The organism is Methylocystis rosea, assembly GCF_003855495.1.
GTDB lineage: Bacteria > Pseudomonadota > Alphaproteobacteria > Rhizobiales > Beijerinckiaceae > Methylocystis > Methylocystis rosea_A.
This window is the reverse complement of sequence record NZ_CP034086.1, coordinates 500,370-519,977: the sequence shown is the minus strand read 5'-3', so window position 1 is coordinate 519,977 and position 19,608 is coordinate 500,370. Positions and strand designations below refer to the sequence as shown.

General features: G+C 63.8%; 16 protein-coding genes. 13 read left to right on the top strand and 3 right to left on the bottom strand.

The genetic code is table 11. The annotated features are described in order from the left end of the window. Positions 1–9 precede the first annotated feature (9 nt). The gene (locus tag EHO51_RS02375) at positions 10–687 is read right to left on the bottom strand and encodes an SDR family oxidoreductase (RefSeq protein WP_124737542.1); all 678 of its coding nucleotides are present in this window, start codon (positions 685–687) and stop codon (positions 10–12) included. Positions 688–819: 132 nt separating this feature from the next. On the opposite strand from EHO51_RS02375, the gene EHO51_RS02370 reads away from it, so the two are divergent. Next, the gene (locus EHO51_RS02370) at positions 820–1,980 is read left to right on the top strand and encodes a YjgN family protein (protein ID WP_124737541.1); all 1,161 of its coding nucleotides are present in this window, start codon (positions 820–822) and stop codon (positions 1,978–1,980) included. 4 nt (positions 1,981–1,984) lie between these two features. Continuing rightward, positions 1,985–3,049 carry a M48 family metallopeptidase gene (locus tag EHO51_RS02365; RefSeq protein WP_124737540.1) on the top strand — a complete coding sequence of 355 codons (1,065 nt, stop codon included), beginning with the start codon at positions 1,985–1,987 and terminating at the stop codon, positions 3,047–3,049. Between the two features lie 6 nt (positions 3,050–3,055). On the opposite strand, the gene rpoH is transcribed toward EHO51_RS02365, so the two are convergent. Both rpoH and EHO51_RS02355 read right to left on the bottom strand, forming a co-directional pair. Next, positions 3,056–3,943, bottom strand: a complete 888-nt coding sequence (gene rpoH / locus EHO51_RS02360) for an RNA polymerase sigma factor RpoH (protein ID WP_124737539.1) — start codon at positions 3,941–3,943, stop codon at positions 3,056–3,058. A 254-nt stretch (positions 3,944–4,197) separates the two neighbouring features. After that, a complete protein-coding gene (locus EHO51_RS02355; RefSeq protein WP_205788990.1) occupies positions 4,198–5,718 on the bottom strand; it encodes a helicase HerA-like domain-containing protein in 1,521 nt (506 codons plus the stop codon). 153 nt (positions 5,719–5,871) lie between these two features. Between EHO51_RS02355 and EHO51_RS02350 the strand changes: the two genes are divergently transcribed. The 11 genes from EHO51_RS02350 (at position 5,872) to rpoB (ending at position 19,433) form a co-directional block, all read left to right on the top strand. Further along, complete coding sequence (locus EHO51_RS02350) at positions 5,872–6,225, top strand: hypothetical protein (RefSeq protein ID WP_124737538.1); 354 nt, start codon at positions 5,872–5,874, stop codon at positions 6,223–6,225. Positions 6,226–6,295: 70 nt separating this feature from the next. Continuing rightward, positions 6,296–6,943: an SCO family protein gene (locus tag EHO51_RS02345; RefSeq protein WP_124737537.1), complete on the top strand. Its 648-nt coding sequence runs from the start codon at positions 6,296–6,298 to the stop codon at positions 6,941–6,943. Positions 6,944–7,060: 117 nt separating this feature from the next. Further along, positions 7,061–7,828, top strand: coding sequence for a M48 family metallopeptidase (locus tag EHO51_RS02340; protein ID WP_124737536.1), 768 nt, complete (start codon positions 7,061–7,063; stop codon positions 7,826–7,828). Continuing rightward, positions 7,825–8,352: a DUF3280 domain-containing protein gene (locus tag EHO51_RS02335; protein WP_124737535.1), complete on the top strand. Its 528-nt coding sequence runs from the start codon at positions 7,825–7,827 to the stop codon at positions 8,350–8,352. Before EHO51_RS02340 ends, EHO51_RS02335 begins: the two co-directional genes overlap by 4 nt. 68 nt (positions 8,353–8,420) lie before the next feature. Next, positions 8,421–9,359, top strand: coding sequence for a bifunctional enoyl-CoA hydratase/phosphate acetyltransferase (locus EHO51_RS02330; RefSeq protein WP_124740005.1), 939 nt, complete (start codon positions 8,421–8,423; stop codon positions 9,357–9,359). 221 nt (positions 9,360–9,580) lie between these two features. Next, on the top strand, positions 9,581–10,660 hold the full coding sequence (pheS, locus tag EHO51_RS02325) for a phenylalanine--tRNA ligase subunit alpha (RefSeq protein ID WP_124737534.1): 1,080 nt from the start codon (positions 9,581–9,583) through the stop codon (positions 10,658–10,660). A 187-nt stretch (positions 10,661–10,847) separates the two neighbouring features. Next, positions 10,848–13,265, top strand: coding sequence for a phenylalanine--tRNA ligase subunit beta (gene pheT, locus EHO51_RS02320; RefSeq protein WP_124737533.1), 2,418 nt, complete (start codon positions 10,848–10,850; stop codon positions 13,263–13,265). 74 nt (positions 13,266–13,339) lie between these two features. Further along, positions 13,340–13,681 carry a hypothetical protein gene (locus tag EHO51_RS02315; protein ID WP_245434712.1) on the top strand — a complete coding sequence of 114 codons (342 nt, stop codon included), beginning with the start codon at positions 13,340–13,342 and terminating at the stop codon, positions 13,679–13,681. A gap of 499 nt (positions 13,682–14,180) precedes the next feature. Then, positions 14,181–14,696 carry a 50S ribosomal protein L10 gene (gene rplJ / locus EHO51_RS02310; protein ID WP_018407366.1) on the top strand — a complete coding sequence of 172 codons (516 nt, stop codon included), beginning with the start codon at positions 14,181–14,183 and terminating at the stop codon, positions 14,694–14,696. A 42-nt stretch (positions 14,697–14,738) separates the two neighbouring features. Beyond that, entirely contained in the window at positions 14,739–15,116 is a 378-nt protein-coding gene (gene rplL / locus EHO51_RS02305; protein ID WP_124737531.1) for a 50S ribosomal protein L7/L12, read from the top strand. A 180-nt stretch (positions 15,117–15,296) separates the two neighbouring features. Continuing rightward, the gene (rpoB, locus tag EHO51_RS02300) at positions 15,297–19,433 is read left to right on the top strand and encodes a DNA-directed RNA polymerase subunit beta (protein ID WP_124737530.1); all 4,137 of its coding nucleotides are present in this window, start codon (positions 15,297–15,299) and stop codon (positions 19,431–19,433) included. Positions 19,434–19,608: the final 175 nt, after the last annotated feature.

Sequence of the window (19,608 nt, the reverse complement as noted above, 5' to 3'; positions counted from 1 at the left end):
TGTCCTGCTTCACCAGGGAATGTCTTGGCCGCGGTAGTCGAGATAGCGGCGCGTATCGGCGAGGGTCAGCGACTCGGCGACACGAATGATTCCGGCCACGCTGTCGCGCACGTCGAGCGTGGCGTCCGCCCCGCCCATGTCGGTGCGCACCCAGCCGGGATGCATCGCGACGACGATGACGCCTTCCGCCTTCAGATCGGCGGCGAGACATTGCGCGATCTTGTTCAGCCCCGCTTTAGATACGCGGTAAGCGACATTGAATGTCCCCTCGAGCGACATTGAGCCGAGTATGCTCGACATCATGACGATGCGGGGACGCGCGCCGCGTTTTATAAGCGGAAGAAAGGCCTGGACGACGCGCAGCGGACCCAGCGTATTGACCGAGAGAAGATCGAGCGCGCCTTCGAAATCCATGTCGGTGGAGGATTGGCGCTGCGGCCCATAGGCGCCGGCGTTGACGATGAGCACGTCGACAGGATCGGAAACCCGTGCGGCGGCGGCCTTGATCTGGGCCTCGTCGCGCACGTCGAACTGCAATGTCGTCGCCTCAGGCGCGGCCGCTTTCAGCGCCGCCATGCCCGCCGCGCTGCGCGCGCTCGCGGTCACGCGCTCCCCTCGCGCTGAAAGCTGACGCGCAGCCTCCAATCCAATGCCGCGGCTCGCGCCGGCGATGAGCCAATGGGACATGTCTTATCCACCCGCGTTCTGAAATTGATCTCTTATTGCTGGTTCTTAATATAGCGTCGATGCGGCGCGGGACAGGCTTGCTCAAGGTCATGTCGCGGTGCAGTATTCGCCCTGTTCAAGGGGGCTTTTTTCATGAACGACATGACAGTAGACGCGGCGCAGCGCGCGCCGGAGTCGAGCGACATTGTTTTCACGGGCGACAACGACGAATTTCGCGACCTTCTGCGCAAAGGCGCGCTCCTTGAGATCGTCACCTTTGGCTTCTACCGCTTTTGGCTGGCGACCAAAATCCGCCAGCATCTGTGGTCGCATACGGTGCTAGACGGCGACGCCTTCGCCTATCTTGGCACGGCGCGCGAACTGCTCATCGGCTTTCTCTTCGCTATCGCGATCCTCGCCCCACTCTATCTCGCGTCTTTTCTGCTCGGCGTCGAAGCGGAACGCGCACAATCGTTCGCGTCGTCCCTGTTCGGCGTGTTCTTTTTGACCTTTTGGCAGTTTGCGGTCTATCGGGCGCGGCGTTACCGCTTGCATCGCACCGCCTGGCGAGGGCTGCGCTTTCACATGGATGGCTCCGGCGTTTCCTATGCGCTGCGCGCCATGGGCTGGGGTTTTGTCAGCGTCGTCACGCTCGGGTTAGCGCTGCCGTGGATGCAGGCGGCATTGGAACGCTACAAGATGCGGCACACCTACTACGGCGATCTTCGTGGCGACTTCATTGCAACCGGCGGCAGTTTCTTCAAACAGGGCTGGATGCTTTGGATCGGCGCCGCCTTCACGGCGGCGGCTTATTTGGTGGGTCCTGTCCTCTATGAACTCACGAAGCAAGGCGCTTGGTTCCTGTTGATACTGCCGACCCTTCCAGCCTGGGTCTTCATATATGCGCGGTTTAAGGCCCTGCAGTGGAAGTGGTGGCTGGAAGGCGTGCGCATCGGCGACGTGCGGGCGGCCTCGACCCTGGAGCGCCACGCGCTGACTAGAAATTATTGGATCTTCGTCGGCCTTTTTTTCGCTTCGCTGCTGGCGGCGGGGATCGGCGCGGCGCTCGCCATCGCCTTCCTGCCCAAAATCCTCGGCGTCGTCTTGGCTGTATTCTTCTATCTTGCGCTGATCGTGCAATATTCGATTCTATGGCGAACCTACTTCGTCCAGCGGGTGTGGCGGATCGTCGTCAATTCGCTGACGATTCATAATCTGCACACGGCGCAAGAAGTCGCGATGCGGCTCGACGCGTCGTCGCCCACCGCGCTCGGCGAAGGCTTCGCCGACAGTCTCGACGTCGCAGGATTCTGACGGCGTGAACGAAAAATTCGAGGCGATCTATTTCGACGGTGTCGTGAACAAGAAGCGCCGCGTCTCGCTCGCTTTCGGTCCGACGCTGGAAATATGCGAGGACGGCGCGGCTCTCTCGGCATGGTCGTACACAGACGTGCGCCGCATCCCCGCGCCAGCCGACCTGATGCGGCTGCGGTCGATAAGCGCCGCGCAATTGGCGCATCTCGACATCCGCGATGGCGACGCTCAGCGCGAGGTCGAACGCCATTGTCCGAAGCTCGCGGATGACGCGGCGCACGAAGGTTCGACGCTCAAAATCGTAACGTGGTCGCTCGCCGCGACCGCTTCGATCGTCGGCCTCGTTTGGTTCGGCGTTCCCTTCGCCGCGGACCGCTTGGCGCCGCTCGTGCCCATTTCATGGGAAAACCGTATTGGCGAAGTGGCCGAACGCCAGATGCGCCAGATGTTCGACGGCAAGAACTGCACAACGCCGAAGGGTTCGGCCGCGCTCGCGAAGCTCTCCAAACGCTTGCAGGACGCGTCCGGCCTTCGCGTGACGGCGACCATCGAGGCGCTCTCCGAAAAAACGCCGAACGCCTTCGCGCTTCCAGGAGGCAAGGTGTTCGTCCTTGCGGGACTATTGGAGAAGGCGCAGTCGCAGGATGAAATCCTGGGCGTGTTGGCGCATGAACTCGGTCATTTGCAGAACCGCGATCACCTGCGCCGCATCATCGCCGATGGCGGAACCGCCTATCTCTTCGGCCTGCTGTTTGGCGACGTGGCCGGCGGCGGCGCCGTGGTTTTCGCCGGCAAGACTTTGCTCAACGCCGCCAATTCGCGGGAAGCCGAGGCGCGGGCCGACGCATTCGCGGCGCAAACGCTCGCCCGCCTCGGCCGGCCCGCGAAACCGATGGGCGAATTGCTGCTGCGCGTGACGGGCAAGGAAAAAGACGGCTTCCTCACCATCCTCCACGATCACCCCTTGAGCGAAGACAGACTCGCCAAGCTCTCGGCCGCGGACAAAGCCACGGCCGATCCGGTGCTCACAGACGACGAATGGAAGGCGCTGAAGACGATCTGCGACTAGCCCTGTCTACGGCGCCGCCGGCGCGGGCGCAGCTTCGATCCGCGCGACGCCGTCGCGCACCGCCGCCTGCACCTTCTCGAAGGCGCGCACCTCGATCTGGCGCACGCGCTCACGCGACACGCCGAATTCCTCGGAGAGCGTTTCGAGCGTGACAGGATCGTCGGACAGTCGGCGCGCCTCGAAGATGCGCCGCTCGCGCGGATTGAGCACGTCAAGCGCGCCGCGCAGCGCCTTCAGGCGATTGTCGCTTTCTTCGTGGGCGACGAGCAGATGCTCCTGGTCGACGCTGTCGTCGACAAGCCAGTCCTGCCATTCGCCTTCGCCCTCCTCGCGCAAAGGCGTGTTGAGCGAAGCGTCGCCGCCCATGCGGCGATTCATGTCGATGACGTCCTGCTTGGACACGCCAAGCCGATGCGCGATCTTTTCGACGTTCTCGGGCTTCAGGTCGCCTTCCTCGAAGGCCGAGATGCGGCTCTTGGCCTTGCGAAGATTGAAGAAGAGCTTCTTCTGACTCGCGGTGGTGCCCATTTTGACGAGCGACCAGGAGCGCAAAATATACTCTTGGATGGAGGCGCGGATCCACCACATTGCATAGGTCGCAAGGCGGAAGCCGCGCTCGGGCTCGAAGCGCTTGACGGCCTGCATGAGGCCGACATTGCCTTCGGAAACGATTTCCCCGATCGGCAAGCCGTAGCCGCGATAGCCCATGGCGATCTTCGCCACGAGCCGCAGATGCGACGTGATCAATTCCTGCGCGGCTTTTGCGTCTTCATGCTCGCGCCAGCGCTTGGCAAGCATATATTCCTGCTGCGGCTCCAACATTGGAAACCGCCTGATTTCAGATAGATAGCGGGCTAGGCCGTCTTCTGAGACGATTGGCAAGGCATTCGCCATAAGTCCCTCCTGACGAACCCCCTGAGTAAGGCGGGTCCGCAAAGCGCGGCCACGAAACGCCGGCCGCGACAGGGGGTCATTATAGGGCGCCCCTAGTGGGCTGGAAAATGACAATTGCGTGAAGGGAGGCTAAAGCACGGATTAAGATTCAGCAATGTGAATGACGCGCTTTCGAAGGCTCGGCCGCGCAGGTTTGGCGCGCAAGACTGGCGAAGATTCTGCCTGTTATGATTTCGCGATCTTCTGGCGAGAATTCACTTCGACATGCCGCCCAGCACGCCGCGCAGAATTTGGCGCGCGATCTGTGTCCCGGCGGAACGCGCCGCCGATTGAATTGCGGCGCGCGCCGCGAGTTCGGCCGGCGACATGCGATTCTTGTCGCCCTTGCCGAAAATGCCGCCCAATATGCCGCCGAGCGCGCCGAGCAGACCGCCGCCCGCGCCGCTTTCGGCCTCGGCCTTGCCCTTGGCGCGCGCCTGCAGCATTTCGAATGCGGATTCACGATCGACCATCGTGTCGTATTTTCCCCCGGAGGCGCTCGCGGCCATGACGGCTTTCCGTTCCTCCGGCGATATCGGTCCTACGCGGGCGGACGGCGGCGCGATCAACGTGCGTTCGACGACTTCCGGCGTTCCCTTGGCGTCGAGCATCGACACCAGCGCTTCGCCGACGCCAAGCTGCATGATCGCCTCGGCTTCCTCGAGGGCGCGATTGTCGCGAAAGGTCTCGGCGGCGGCGCGCACCGCCTTCTGATCGCGGGGCGTGAATGCGCGCAGCACATGTTGAATGCGGTTGCCGAGCTGGCCTAGAACCGTGTCCGGCACGTCGAGCGGATTTTGCGTGATGAAATAGACGCCGACGCCTTTCGAGCGGATGAGACGCACGACCTGTTCGATCGCGGACAGCAGCGCCTTCGGCGCGTCGCTAAAGAGAAGATGCGCCTCGTCGAAGAAGAAGACGAGCTTCGGCTTGTCGAGATCGCCGACTTCCGGCAGGGCTTCGAACAGCTCGGAAAGCATCCAAAGAAGGAAGGTGGCGTAGAGCCGCGGCGCGCGCATCAACTTGTCTGCCGCGAGAATATTGATGACCCCGCGTCCGTCGCGATCGACTCGCAGGAAGTCCATGATGTCGAGCGCCGGCTCGCCGAAGAAATTTGCGCCGCCCTGCGTCTCCAGCACCAACAGCTGCCGCTGAATGGCGCCGACGCTCGCGGGCGCCACATTTCCGTATTTCTGTTTGTAGGCTGCGGCGTTCTCCGCAACATGCGCGAGCATCGCCCGCAGATCCTTCAAATCGAGCAGCAACATGCCTTGCTCGTCCGCAACCTTGAAAACGACATTCAGAACGCCCTCTTGGACGTCGTTCAAATCGAGCAGGCGCGAAAGAAGCAGCGGCCCCATTTCCGAGATCGAAGCCCGAACCGCGTGTCCCTGTTCGCCAAAAACGTCCCAGAAAGCGACGGGAAACCGGTCGGGCTCGTAGAGAACGCCAATCTCCTTGGCGCGAGCGACGAAGGCCGGCTTGCCTTCGCCCGGCTGCGACAGGCCCGCAAGATCGCCTTTGACGTCGGCGAGAAAGACGCAGGTTCCGGCGTTAGAGAAGCCTTCCGCGAGCCGCTGCAGCGAAACGGTTTTGCCGCCGCCGGTTGCGCCAGCGATCAAGCCATGGCGATTGCCAAGCGCGAGCAGAAGGTAGTGGTAAGCGTGCGGCTTCCCTTCCTTCATGCTTGCGCCGACGAGGATTTTGCCGGGAACGGCGCTCGGAGTTTCGCTCATGGTTAAAGCGCCTTCACAGTCAGGAATCGCAATTGCGCGAAGCTACACCATCGGCGCAGGACGCGCATGTCCGCCCCGTTCGGCGCGGTCTGGGCGCGACAGCGCTTGGCGAATGCAAAAGGGCGCGATAAGTTCCCGCCGGGAGAAAGTCCGATGAAGCTACGCTTGGCGATGATCGGCGTCGTCGCCGCCGCCGGCGTCGCGCAGGCGATCGGCGCGACGAAGCCGCGAACGGCGCCGGCGAAGCTGGCGCAAACCATCGATCTGGAGAACCAGCGTCCCGTGCCGCTGAAAAGCTTCGAGATCGTCATGGCGGCAAAAAGCAAAACGGCGCCGGAAGCCATCGTCGGCAAGCTCGATAAGCCGCTGGCCGCCGGAGGCCGCACGCGGTTTCCCATCACCGGCGCCAGAGGCTGCCGCTTTGAGGCGCGTTGGGCGTTCGACGACGCGAAAGATTCAGGCGACGTGGACTTATGCAATGACGCCCATATAGTTTTCGCGGATTAATCCTATTCGCGGTCCGCTCAGCGACCCGCTGCGGCGCGCGCCGCCCATGACAACAATCAGGAAACGCACGATGGCCAACGGATCGAAGGGTGGCGCAAAGGGAGTCAAGCGCGGCGCAAAGGGCGCGCAATCCGCCAGCGGACCAGGCATCTCGAGGCCGCTGCTGATCGGCGTCGGCGCTGTCTTCGCGCTCATGTTCGTCGCCTTTGTTTACTTCACCAGCGGCAAGCCCACGACGTCGACGGAAACCATCGGGGGACCTTTTCAGCTCACCGCACATACCGGGCAGCAGGTGACAGAGCAGGATTTCCTCGGGCGCCCCTTCCTCGTTTTCTTCGGCTATACGCACTGTCCCGATATTTGTCACACCACGCTCTTCGAGATGTCGGAAATCTTGCGGGCGATGGGCCCGGATGCGAAAGTCGGCGCGCTGTTCGTCACTGTCGATCCGGAGCGAGACACGCCCGAGGCTCTCAAAGACTATCTCTCCAATTTCGATCCGCGCATCATCGGCGTCACCGGTCCGCGCGCTTCGCTCGATCCCGTGTTGCGCGAATATCGCATCTTCTCTAAGCGCGCGCCCGGCAAGGACGAGGACTATTCCGTCGACCACACCACTGTCGTGTATCTGATGGACAAGAACGGCCGCTTTGTGAGCCCGTTCAACGTGGCGCGACGCCCTGCCGAAGCCGCGCGTGAGCTTGAACGCCATCTGTAGCGCGCGCAGTCGCCTGCATCGGAGCGCGCGCAAAAAGGCAACGCAAGGGAAATATTTTCATCAAGCTGCAATTTTGGAACTCGCGACTCATATGGCCTTTGCGCTAGCATGAGGGCTATGCTTCGACTCCTGCGCCAAGGACCGACGCCAACTGGCGGCGCGTCAATTCTCACATTGGTCCACGCCGGCGAAACAATTCTCGTCGCTTTGCGTCGGTCACAGAATGCGCGGCGATTCACTTTGCGTGTGCGCTTCGCCGCACGCGATGCGGTGTTGACGATGCCGAAGCGGGCGTCATTGCGCGATGCGCGAGATTTTGCCCAGCGCCACGCTGCCTGGATCGCTTCGCGTCTCGACAGGCTTCCTGCAACCATTCCTTTCGCGCATGGTTCGGTCGCGCCTCTTCGCGGCGTCGATCATATGATCGCCCATCATCCGGACCGTCGGGGGGTCACCTGGATCGAGCCAAGAGACGACGCCGAGGCTCCCTTCACGCTTTGCGTCGCTGGTCAGACCGAACATGTGCACCGCCGCGTTCAGGATCACCTGAAGCGGGAGGCGCGACGCGACCTCGAAGAGGCGGTCGCCCGCCACACTGGCGCACTCAGTCTCCCGCCGCGCGGCGTCGGCCTGCGCGATCCGATCAGCCGATGGGGATCATGTTCGGCCTCCGGCTCGTTGAACTTTTCCTGGCGGCTGATTATGGCGCCGCCATTCGTCCTCGATTACCTCGCCGCCCACGAGGTCGCGCATCTCGTGCATCTCGACCATTCGCCGCGATTCTGGAAGCTGACGCGGCGGCTCTGCGCCGACACGGATCACGCCGAAGCCTGGCTTTCCGCCCATGGCGCGCACCTCCACAAATATGGAGCCAAAGCGCGATGATCGACCGCCGCGGCCTGCTCGGATTCGCCCTGCTCCTGCCCCTTCCGCTGTCGCAAGCCGCGTCGGCGCTGGCCGAAGAGCCGCGCAAACGCCTGCTCGTTCTCGATTTCGAGCTGGTCGACACGTCAAACGAGCCTGTCGACCAAAGCGCCGAACATGCAAAACGACTGGCGCGGGCGCGTGACGACATCGGCGCAGGAATCGCCGCGCGGCGCGTCTATGACGTCGTTGATCGGGGCCCCATCGCGGCGGATCTCGACGCGATCTTGAAGCAAACCTACATTCGCACCTGCAACGGCTGCGAATTGTCGCTTGCCCGCAAGGCCGGCGCCGATCTCGTTCTGACGGGCGTCGTCAACAAGGTCAGCACGCTTATCCTCAGCATGGGCGTGTCAATCGCGCGCGTCTCGACGGGCGAACTGATCTATCATCAAGGGTTCGATTTTCGCGGGGATAATGATCAATCCTGGGCGCGCGCGACGAAATTCTTCGTCGATCGCATCGCTCGCGATCCGCTGAATTGAGCCAAGGAGGCCGTATGAGCCAGAGCGCTGGCTGTGAACCGACGGCGACGTCGCGCCCGCCCTGGTCGATGGTGGCGCAGGCCCGCGCGCGCGGCGCCTTGCTTGACGCCCTCGTGCGGCGGGCGCAGGCGCTGCCGCCCATCCGCATGGGCGTCATCCACCCTTGCGACGCGCGCTCGGTCGAAGGCGCGATCGCCGCGCGCGACAAAGGGCTGATCGTCCCGACTCTTATCGGACCGCGGGCGAAGATCGAGGCGGCCGCGCGCACGAGCGGGGTCTCGCTTGAAGGCGTCGAGATCGTCGACGCGCCACACAGCCACGCCGCCGCCGATCAGGCGGTGGAGCTCGTGCGCCGCGGCCGGCTGCACGCGCTGATGAAAGGCGCGCTGCATACGGACGAACTGATGACCGCGGTCATACGAGACGGCGCGGGACTGCGCACGGACCGGCGGATCAGCCATGTCTTTGTGATCGACGCGCCGTATTATCATAAGTTGCTGCTCGTCACCGACGCCGCGATCAACATTGCGCCGACGCTCGACACCAAGCGCGACATCGTGCGCAACGCAATCGATCTCGCGCATGCGATCGGCATCGAACGTCCCAAAGTGGCGCTGCTCTCGGCCGTGGAGACGGTCGAAGGAAAGATCCCGTCGACGATCGAGGCGGCGGCGCTCTGCAAGATGGCCGACCGTGGCCAGATCGCCGGCGCCGCGCTTGACGGTCCGCTGGCCTTCGACAACGCCATCTCGCGCGAAGCGGCCGACGCCAAGCACATAGAGTCCGAGGTCGCCGGCGACGCGGACATCCTGGTCGCGCCCGATCTCGAGGCGGGCAATATTCTGGCGAAGCAGCTCGTCTTCCTCGGCGGCGCCGACACCGCGGGGCTGGTGCTCGGCGCGCGCGTGCCGATCGTGCTGACGAGCCGCGCCGACGACGTCGATTCGCGCGTCGTCTCTTCGGCGCTGGCGCAGATTTTCACGCATCGGCCGCGCCCCGCGCCTTAGAGCGCTTGATCTGGCGTTCTCGACAGAACGGCCCCCGCGTGGCAGAACGCGGCGCAAGATTCCCGAAGGGGCGGCTGACTTCGCCCGCATGCTTCGAGACGGCTCCTACGGAGCCTCCTCAGCATGAGGGCGCAAGCGGCGCGCTTTACGTTTCCTCATCCTGAGGAGCCCGCGGAGCGGGCGTCTCGAAGGACGAGGAAACGTCCACATTAGAAACCAATATGACCGACCTCGCCAAACTCGAAGAAGATACGCTGCGCCAGATCGACGAGGCCGCCGACGAGGCGGCGCTTGAAGCCGTGCGCCTCTCCTCGCTCGGCAAAAAGGGCGCGATTTCGGCGCTGCTCGCAACGCTCGGAAAAATGTCGCCCGAGGAGCGCAAGACCGAAGGCGCGAAGATCAACGCGCTAAAAGACAAGGCGGCCGAGGCGATCGCCGCGCGACGCGAACGGCTTGCTGAAGCGGCTTTGGAAGCGCGCCTTACGGCCGAGACGCTCGATATGACGCTGCCTGCGCCGGCGAGTCCGCTGGAGCGCGGGCGCATCCATCCGATTTCGCAGGTGACGGACGAGCTCTCCATCATCTTCGCCGACATGGGCTTCGCCGTCGCCGAGGGACCGGACATCGAGAGCGACGACTATAATTTCACCAAGCTCAACTTCCCGGAAGGGCATCCCGCGCGAGAGATGCAGGACACGTTCTTTCTGACCGCAGAGTCAGGCGTAAAGCGGCTGCTGCGCACCCATACGAGCCCGGTGCAGGTGCGCACCATGCTGTCGCAGGCGCCGCCGATCCGAGTCATCTGCCCCGGCCGGGTCTATCGCTGCGACTTCGACCAGACGCATACGCCGATGTTCCATCAGATCGAAGGACTCGTCATCGACGAGACGACGCATCTTGGGCATCTCAAATGGACGCTCGAAGAATTTCTAAGGAGCTTCTTCGAGGTGAAGGGCGTCAAGCTGCGCTTTCGACCCTCCTTCTTCCCCTTCACAGAACCCTCGATGGAGGTCGATGTTCAGTGCCGGCGCCAGGGCGGCGAAATCCGCTTCGGCGAGGGCGAGGACTGGATGGAGATTCTGGGCTGCGGCATGGTGCATCCCAATGTGCTGAGAAATTGCGGGATCGATCCCGACCGCTATCAGGGCTTCGCCTTCGGCGTCGGCGTCGACCGGCTGGCGATGCTCAAATATGGCATGTCGGATCTGCGCGCCTTCTTCGACGCCGACACGCGCTGGCTGGAGCACTATGGTTTCAGGCCGCTCGATTTCCCGACGCTGGCGGGCGGGTTGAGCAGCTAACGATAATTCGCCGCGTCATGGCCGGGCGTGTCCCGGCCATCCACGTAACGCCGAAAACTAGAGACGCGAAACGAATGACGCCGCTCACTTTCATCATTCCGCAGCCTCACGGCGTGGATGCCCGCGACAAGCGCGGGCATGACGAGCCCTTGGCGCCGGCGCTCGACAACTTCAAAGTTCTCAACAAATGAAACTCACCCTCTCCTGGCTCAAGGAACATCTCGACACGTCGGCTTCGCTCAGCGAAATCGTCGAGACGCTGACGCGCATCGGCCTTGAGGTCGAATATGTGCATGACCCCGCCGCGCAGCTCAAAGACTTCACCATCGCGAAGGTGATCGAGGCGAAGCCGCATCCGAACGCCGACCGTTTGCGGGTCTGCATGGTCGACACGGGGAGCGGCGCGCCGGTGCAGGTGGTCTGCGGCGCGCCGAACGCCCGCACCGGCATGAAGAGCGTCTTCTCGGCGCCGGGGACATATATTCCAGGCAAGAAGATCACGCTCGGCAAGGGCGTCATCCGCGGCGTCGAGTCGCTCGGCATGCTGTGCTCTGCCGCCGAACTCGAACTTTCCAACGACCATGAGGGAATCATCGATCTGCCGGAAGACGCGCCGGTCGGCGCCGTCTATGCGCAATGGGCCGGGCTCGACGATCCCATCATCGAGATCAATCTGACGCCCAACCGCCCCGACGCCGCCGGCGTCTACGGCATCGCGCGCGACCTCGCCGCGGCGGGCCTCGGCGTTCTCAAGAACAAGGACATTGCGCCAATCGAGGGCAAATTCCCCTGCCCTGTCGGCGTGACGTTGGATTTCGCGCAGGAAGACAAGCATCTCGCGCCCTTCTTCGGCCTTCGCCTCGTGCGTGGCGTCAAGAACGGACCCAGCCCCGCCTGGCTGCAGGCGAGGTTGCGCGAAATCGGCCTTCGTCCGATCAACGCGCTGGTCGACGTCACCAACTTCCTCACCTTCGATCGCGCGCGGCCGCTGCATGTCTTCGACGCGAAAAAGGTGAAGGGCGATCTTATCGTGCGCCGCGCGAAGATGGGCGAGACTCTGCACGCGCTCGACGGGCGGACCTATCAACTCGACGAGAGCATGGTGGTCATCTGCGACGAGGCCGGACCGGAATCGCTTGCGGGCGTCATGGGCGGCGAGGCCTCAGGCTGCGATGACTCGACGACCGACGTGCTGATCGAAACGGCGCTTTGGGACCCGATGAATATCGCGCACACCGGCCGCAAGCTCGGCATTGTCACCGACGCGCGCTACCGTTTTGAGCGCGGCGTCGATCCGGCCTTTGCACTGCCGGGGATCGAGCTCGCGACGAAGCTCGTGCTGGAATTCTGCGGCGGCGAGCCGTCGGAACTCACGCTCGCCGGCGAACTGCCGCTGCTCTCGCGCGCGATCAATTTCCCCTGGAGCGAAACCAGGCGGCTCACGGGCCTCGACGCGCCGCGTGAAGACGCGGCGAAGATTCTCGAGCGCCTCGGCTTCAGCGTCGAGAACGCCGGCGCCGACATCGCCCATGTCGCCGCGCCGAGCTGGCGTCCGGACATCGAGGGCAAGGCCGACATCGTCGAGGAAATCGTGCGCATGATCGGCGTCGACAACGTGCCCTCGACGCCGCTGCCGCGCGCCGAGGGCGTCGCGCCGCCCGTGCTGACCATGATGCAAAAGCGCGCCCGCAACGCGCGCCGCGCGCTCGCCGGCCAGGGCCTCGTCGAGGCGGTGACGTGGTCCTTCGTCTCCAAGGAGCAGGCGGAGGCGTTTGGCGGCGGCAAGCCGTCGCTGGCGCTCGCCAATCCGATCGCCGCCGATCTTTCCGACATGCGGCCGAGCCTGTTGCCGGGCCTCGTGGCGGCCGCTGGCCGCAACGCCGCGCGCGGGCTTGGCGATCAGAACCTGTTTGAAGTCGGCCAGATCTTCCTCGATGCGACCGAGACCGGCCAGCGCCTCGCCGCGGCGGGCGTGCGGCGCGGGTTGGCTGGCGCCGGGCGTCACTGGTCAGCGCCGCCGGCGCGCGCGGCCGGCGCCTTCGACGCCAAGGCCGACGCCATGGCGCTGCTGAATGCGCTCGGCGTCGCGGCCGGCGGCTTGCAAATCGTTTCCGGCGGGCCGGCATGGTTTCACCCCGGCCGTTCGGCGACGCTGCAATTCGGACCAAAGAACATCGTCGGCCATTTCGGCGAATTGCATCCGCGCGCGCTGAAAGTCATGGACGTCGAGGGGCCGATCGCGGCTTTCGAGATCATTCTCGACGCGCTCCCCGCGCCCAAGGCGAAGCCGACGAAAATCAAGCCGAAGCTCGATATTTCGGATCTTCAGCCGGTTTCGCGCGATTTCGCCTTTATCGTCGATCGCACAGCGGCGGCCGGCGATCTAGTGAAGGCGGCGCAGGGCGCCGACCGGAGTCTGATCGCCGATGTCACAGTCTTCGACGTCTATGAGGGCAAGGGCGTCCCCGAGGGCAAAAAATCGATCGGTCTCGCCGTCACCCTGCAGCCGCGCGAAAAGACTCTGACGGACGCGGAGATCGAGGCGGTGGCCCAGAAGATCGTGGCGGAGGCGCAAAAAAAATGCGGCGCAACGCTGAGGGGATGATGGGCCGTCATTGGCTACCAAGCCGTCATTGCGAGCGAAGCGAAGCAATCCAGCGCTTTGAGGCCGCCCCTCGATTGCCTCGTCGCGACGCTCCTCGCAATGACGCCCGCATTTTTGGCGCCGTGTTCTTCGCCGCATCGCTCCTCTTCGCTGCTCCCGCGCTCGCCGCGTCGCGAAGCATCGACGATTGCGAAGCGATCAAGGAAGCCGACGCCTACAACCGCTGCCTCGCCTCCTTCGGGCCGACGCGCGGTCAGCATGGGGCGACCTATCCCGGCGTCGCCGCCGAAGGCGGCCACAGCGGGAAAGCTTCGGGCCGCAGCGCCTCTCGCCCGCCCTCTCGCACTGGGGGCGCGCGGCTTTCCGCCAGCCGGGGCGGCCGCATGCGCATGGAGTTCACGCCGGGGCGGTGGTGACGCCGCTGAACTGGGTGAGAAACATCGTTTTTCCCCTTGGCAAACTCCTCTACTCCCCTTAAATAGACGATCCGGGGCTGGCCAATCGACCTGCGGCCCCCTTTTCAGTTTTGAGCTTCCGCCTCGACTCAAGTCCTTCCAGGGCTTAGGAAAAGGCGGTGGATAGGCCGGCGGACCCGGGGGTTCTCCCTCGTGTCCCGTCCGGCCATGTCCTGTCCGAGACTGCCGGCGCACGCAAGGGGTTTTACCCTGTAGCGGCTCAATCGGCCCAAGGGAAGGCGGAGCGATCCGTCGTCTTAAAGGCGGCCTGCACAGACGGGGAAACCGGAATTTTAGAGGCCGCAAACGGGCTTCCCGCGTGCGTCCTTCGAATTTGGTTCGCGCCCCTTCAACCGCCGCGGCGTTGCGCCGTGACGGGGACAGGATCTACGGCGTCGCTCGCCTCAAGCGAGCGACATGTCGCAACCGGCGGGATTTCCCGCCAGTAGAGAGAGCACCCGTGGACAGAGCGGAGAAAAAGGAAGCGGTCGCGGCGTTACGCGAAGTCTTTTCGAAGACCGGCGTCGTCGTCGTCGCTCACTACTCCGGCCTGACCGTGGCCCAGCTGCAAAACCTGCGCAAGCAGGCCCGCAATGCTGGCGCGACGGTCCAGGTCGCGAAGAACCGCCTCGCCAAGATCGCTCTCGATGGCGCCGACGTCGCCTCTATCGCGCCCCTGCTCAAGGGGCCGACCCTGATCGCCTATTCGGACGATCCGGTGGCGGCGCCGAAAGTCGCCGTGGCCTTCGCCAAGGACAACAACAAGTTTGTCATCCTGGGCGGCGCCATGGGCAAGACTGCTCTGAATCCGGACAGCGTCAAGTCGCTTGCGACGATGCCGTCCCTCGACGAACTGCGCGCCAAGCTCGTGGGCCTTATCCAGGCGCCCGCGACCAAGATCGCTCAGCTCTCGACCGCGCCAGCCGCCAAGCTCGCGCGCGTCTTCGGAGCCTACGCCAATCGAGACGCGGCCTAAGAGGCCGACATCCAGACAAACCAAATTCAAAGGACGCAACAAATGGCAAATCTTGAAAAGATCGTCGAAGACCTCTCGGCGCTGACCGTCCTCGAGGCGGCTGAACTCGCGAAGCTCCTTGAAGAGAAGTGGGGCGTTTCCGCCGCCGCCGCCGTCGCCGTCGCCGCCGCTCCGGGCGCCGCCGCCGCTGCGCCGGTCGCGGAAGAGAAGACCGAGTTCAACGTGATCCTGGCCGCGACCGGCGAGAAGAAGATCGAGGTCATCAAGGAGGTCCGCGCGATCACCGGCCTCGGCCTGAAGGAAGCCAAGGACCTGGTCGAAGGCGCGCCCAAGCCCATCAAGGAAGGCGTGAACAAGGACGAGGCCGAGAAGATCAAGGCCGCCCTCGAAAAGGTCGGCGCCAAGATCGAACTCAAGTAATTCTTCCGCCGCCTTTGGCGGCGTCGCGATCGTCGCAGCCCCGGCGCGCCGGGGCTGCGACCAATAAACAAAAGGCGCTCACGGACGCGGGAATTCCGCCGCTATGACGAGCGCCTGACGGGCAAGGACCTCTCGCAGCGGGACGGTCGGCTCAACGAAGAAAGAGGCTCGAAAAGCGACATGGCTCAGACGTCGGCGAGAAAGTTCACCGGTCGCAAGCGCATCCGCAAATTCTTCGGACATATCCGCGAAGCGGCGGAAATGCCGAACCTGATCGAGGTCCAAAAGGCCTCCTACGATCAGTTCCTCCTTGTCGACGAGCCCAAAGGCGGCCGTCCTGACGAGGGGTTGCAGTCCGTCTTCAAGTCCGTCTTTCCGATCTCCGACTTCTCGCAGGTCTCTCTGCTCGAATTCGTGCGCTACGAGTTCGAACAGCCGAAATATGACGTCGACGAATGCCGCCAGCGCGGCATGACCTACGCTGCGCCGCTCAAAGTGACGCTGCGCCTCATCGTGTTCGACGTCGATCCCGATACGCAGGCGAAGTCGGTCAAGGACATCAAGGAGCAGGACGTCTACATGGGCGACATGCCCTTCATGACGTCGAACGGCACCTTCGTCGTCAACGGCACCGAGCGCGTCATCGTCTCGCAGATGCATCGCTCGCCGGGCGTGTTCTTCGACCACGACAAGGGCAAGAGCCATTCTTCGGGCAAGCTGCTGTTCGCCGCCCGCATCATTCCCTATCGCGGATCCTGGCTGGACATCGAGTTCGACGCCAAGGACATCGTCTATGCGCGCATCGACCGCCGCCGCAAGATTCCGGTGACGTCGCTCCTGTTCGCGCTCGGCCTCGACGGCGAAGAGATTCTGTCGACCTTCTACAAGACCATCCTGTACACGCAGGACGGCGAGAACTGGCGCATGCCGTTTGACGCCGAGCGCATCAAGGGCGTGAAGGCTGTCGCCGATATGGTCGACGCCGACACCGGCCAGGTGATTCTCGAAGCCGGCAAGAAGCTCGCCGTGCGCGCCGCGCGCCAACTCGCCGAGAAGGGCGTGAAGGCAATTCGCGTCGCGCCCGAGGAGCTCTACGGCCAATATCTCGCGCAGGACCTCTTCGACCCCGCCACCGGCGAGATCTTCGCCGAAGCGGGCGAGGAGATCACCGTGAAGACTCTGCCGCTGCTGATCGAAAAGGGCTTCGACGAGCTGCCGGTGCTAGACATCGACCACATCAATATCGGCCCCTACATCCGCAATACGCTCGCCGTCGACAAGAACTCGATCCGCGAAGAAGCGCTGTTCGACATCTATCGGGTCATGCGCCCGGGCGAGCCGCCGACGATGGACACGGCGGAAAACATGTTCCACTCGCTGTTCTTCGATCCCGAGCGCTATGATCTCTCGGCCGTCGGCCGCGTGAAGATGAACATGCGCCTCGATCTCGACGCGCCGGACACGACGCGGACGCTGCGTCGCGAGGATATCCTCGCGGTCGTCAAGGCGCTCGTCGATCTGCGCGATGGTCGCGGCGAAATCGACGACATCGACCATCTCGGCAATCGCCGCGTGCGTTCGGTCGGCGAACTGATGGAGAATCAGTATCGCCTCGGCCTGCTGCGCATGGAGCGCGCCATCAAGGAGCGCATGTCGTCGGTCGATATCGACACGGTCATGCCGCAGGACCTGATCAACGCCAAGCCGGCGGCGGCCGCCGTGCGCGAATTCTTCGGTTCGTCGCAGCTGTCGCAGTTCATGGACCAGACCAATCCGCTGTCGGAGATCACCCATAAGCGTCGTCTCTCGGCGCTTGGCCCGGGCGGACTGACTCGTGAGAGGGCGGGCTTCGAGGTGCGCGACGTGCACCCGACGCATTACGGCCGCATCTGTCCGATCGAGACGCCGGAAGGTCCGAACATCGGCCTGATCAATTCGCTCGCGACCTTCGCCCGCGTCAACAAATACGGCTTCATCGAAGCGCCTTATCGCCGCGTGCGCGACAGCAAGGTGACCGGCGAAGTCGCCTATCTGTCGGCGATGGAGGAGGCGAAATATCACGTCGCTCAGGCGAACGCGCAGGTCGACAAGGACGGCAATCTGACGGAAGACCTCGTGCTCTGCCGCCACGCCGGCGACGTCATGCTCGTGCCGCGCGAGAAGGTCGACGCGATGGACGTGTCGCCCAAGCAGCTCGTGTCGGTGGCCGCGGCGCTCATTCCATTCCTCGAGAACGATGACGCCAACCGCGCGCTGATGGGCTCGAACATGCAGCGCCAGGCCGTGCCGCTCGTCAAGGCCGACGCGCCGCTCGTCGGCACCGGCATGGAGCCGATCGTGGCGCGCGACTCCGGCGCCGCCATCTCGGCGCGCCGCACCGGCGTGGTCGATCAGATCGACGCGACCCGTATCGTCATCCGCGCGACCGAAGAACTTGATCCGGGCAAGCCCGGCGTCGACATCTATCGGCTGATGAAGTTCCAGCGCTCGAACCAGTCGACCTGCATCAACCAGAAGCCGCTCGTCCGCGTCGGCGATCTTGTGGTGAAGGGCGACATCATCGCCGACGGTCCGTCGACCGACCTTGGCGATCTGGCGCTCGGGCGCAATGTGCTCGTCGCCTTCATGCCTTGGAACGGCTACAACTTCGAGGATTCGATCCTCCTCAACGAGCGCATCGTCAAGGACGACGTGTTCACTTCGATTCACATCGATGAATTCGAGGTGATGGCGCGCGACACGAAGCTCGGTCCGGAAGAGATCACCCGCGATATTCCCAACGTTTCGGAAGAGACGCTGAAGAATCTCGACGAGGCGGGGATCGTTTATATCGGCGCCGAAGTGCAGGCGGGCGACATTCTCGTCGGCAAGATCACGCCCAAGGGCGAAAGCCCGATGACGCCGGAAGAGAAGCTCCTGCGCGCCATCTTTGGCGAAAAGGCCTCCGACGTGCGCGACACGTCGCTGCGCGTGCCGCCGGGCGTTCAGGGAACGATCGTCGAAGTGCGCGTGTTCAACCGCCACGGCGTCGAGAAGGACGAGCGCGCCCAGGCTATCGAACGCGAGGAGATCGAGCGTCTCGCCAAGGACCGCGACGACGAGCTCGCGATCCTGGACCGCAACGTCTATACGCGTCTTTGTGAAACGCTGATCGGCAAGGTCGGCATCGCCGGCCCGAAGTCCTTCAAGAAGGGCGAGAAGCTGACTCAGGCGATCCTCGACGAATATCCCCGCTCGCAGTGGTGGACCTTCGTCGTCGAGGATGACGCGCTGATGGCGTCGATCGAAGCCGTGCGCAAGCAATATGACGAGTCGAAGAAGGGGCTTGAGAACCGCTTCCTCGACAAGGTCGAGAAACTGCAGCGCGGCGACGAACTGCCGCCCGGCGTGATGAAGATGGTCAAAGTCTTCGTCGCGGTGAAGCGCAAGATTCAGCCCGGCGACAAAATGGCCGGGCGTCACGGCAACAAGGGCGTCGTTTCGCGCATCGTGCCGCAGGAAGACATGCCGTTCCTCGAGGACGGCACGCCTGTCGACATCGTGCTCAATCCGCTCGGCGTGCCGAGCCGGATGAACGTCGGACAGATTCTCGAGACGCATCTCGGCTGGGCCTGCGCCGGTCTCGGCAAGCAGGTCGGCCAGGCCGTCGACGCGTATTATCGCAGCAAAGACATCAAGCCTTTGCGCAAAGCGTTGACGGAAATCTACGGCGACGATCCGGAACTCGCCTCGCTCAGCGAGGCGAACCTCGTGGAAGTCGGCAAGGATCTGAAGCGCGGGGTTCCGATCGCGACGCCGGTGTTCGACGGCGCGCGCGAGAAGGACATCGTCGAAATGCTGGAGAAGGCGGGACTTGCCTCGTCAGGTCAGGTGCGGCTCTTCGACGGACGCACCGGCGAGACCTTCGACCGTAAGGTGACCGTCGGCTACATCTACATGCTGAAGCTGCATCATCTCGTCGACGATAAGATCCACGCGCGCTCCATCGGCCCCTACTCGCTCGTCACCCAGCAGCCGCTGGGCGGCAAGGCGCAGTTCGGCGGACAGCGCTTCGGCGAAATGGAGGTCTGGGCGCTCGAAGCCTATGGCGCCGCGTACACGCTGCAGGAGATGCTGACCGTGAAGTCGGACGACGTCGCCGGCCGCACCAAGGTCTATGAGTCGATCGTGCGCGGCGACGACACCTTCGAATCGGGCATTCCGGAGAGCTTCAACGTGCTCATCAAGGAGATGCGCTCACTGGCGCTGAACGTCGAACTGACCAACGCGGAGCCGGAAGAGGAAGCGCCGCCCACAGCCGCCGAGGCGGCGGAGTAATCGCATCGCGAAGCGCGCCCCTTCTCCCGCTTGCGGGAGAAGGTGTCAGGCGAAGCCTGACGGATGAGGGCTGGCGCCGCTTCTTGAAGATCGAAGCGCCCTCACCCGACCCCGCTTCGCGGGGCCACCCTCTCCCGTGAATGGGAGAGGGAAGCGCAAATGGATTTAGACCGGC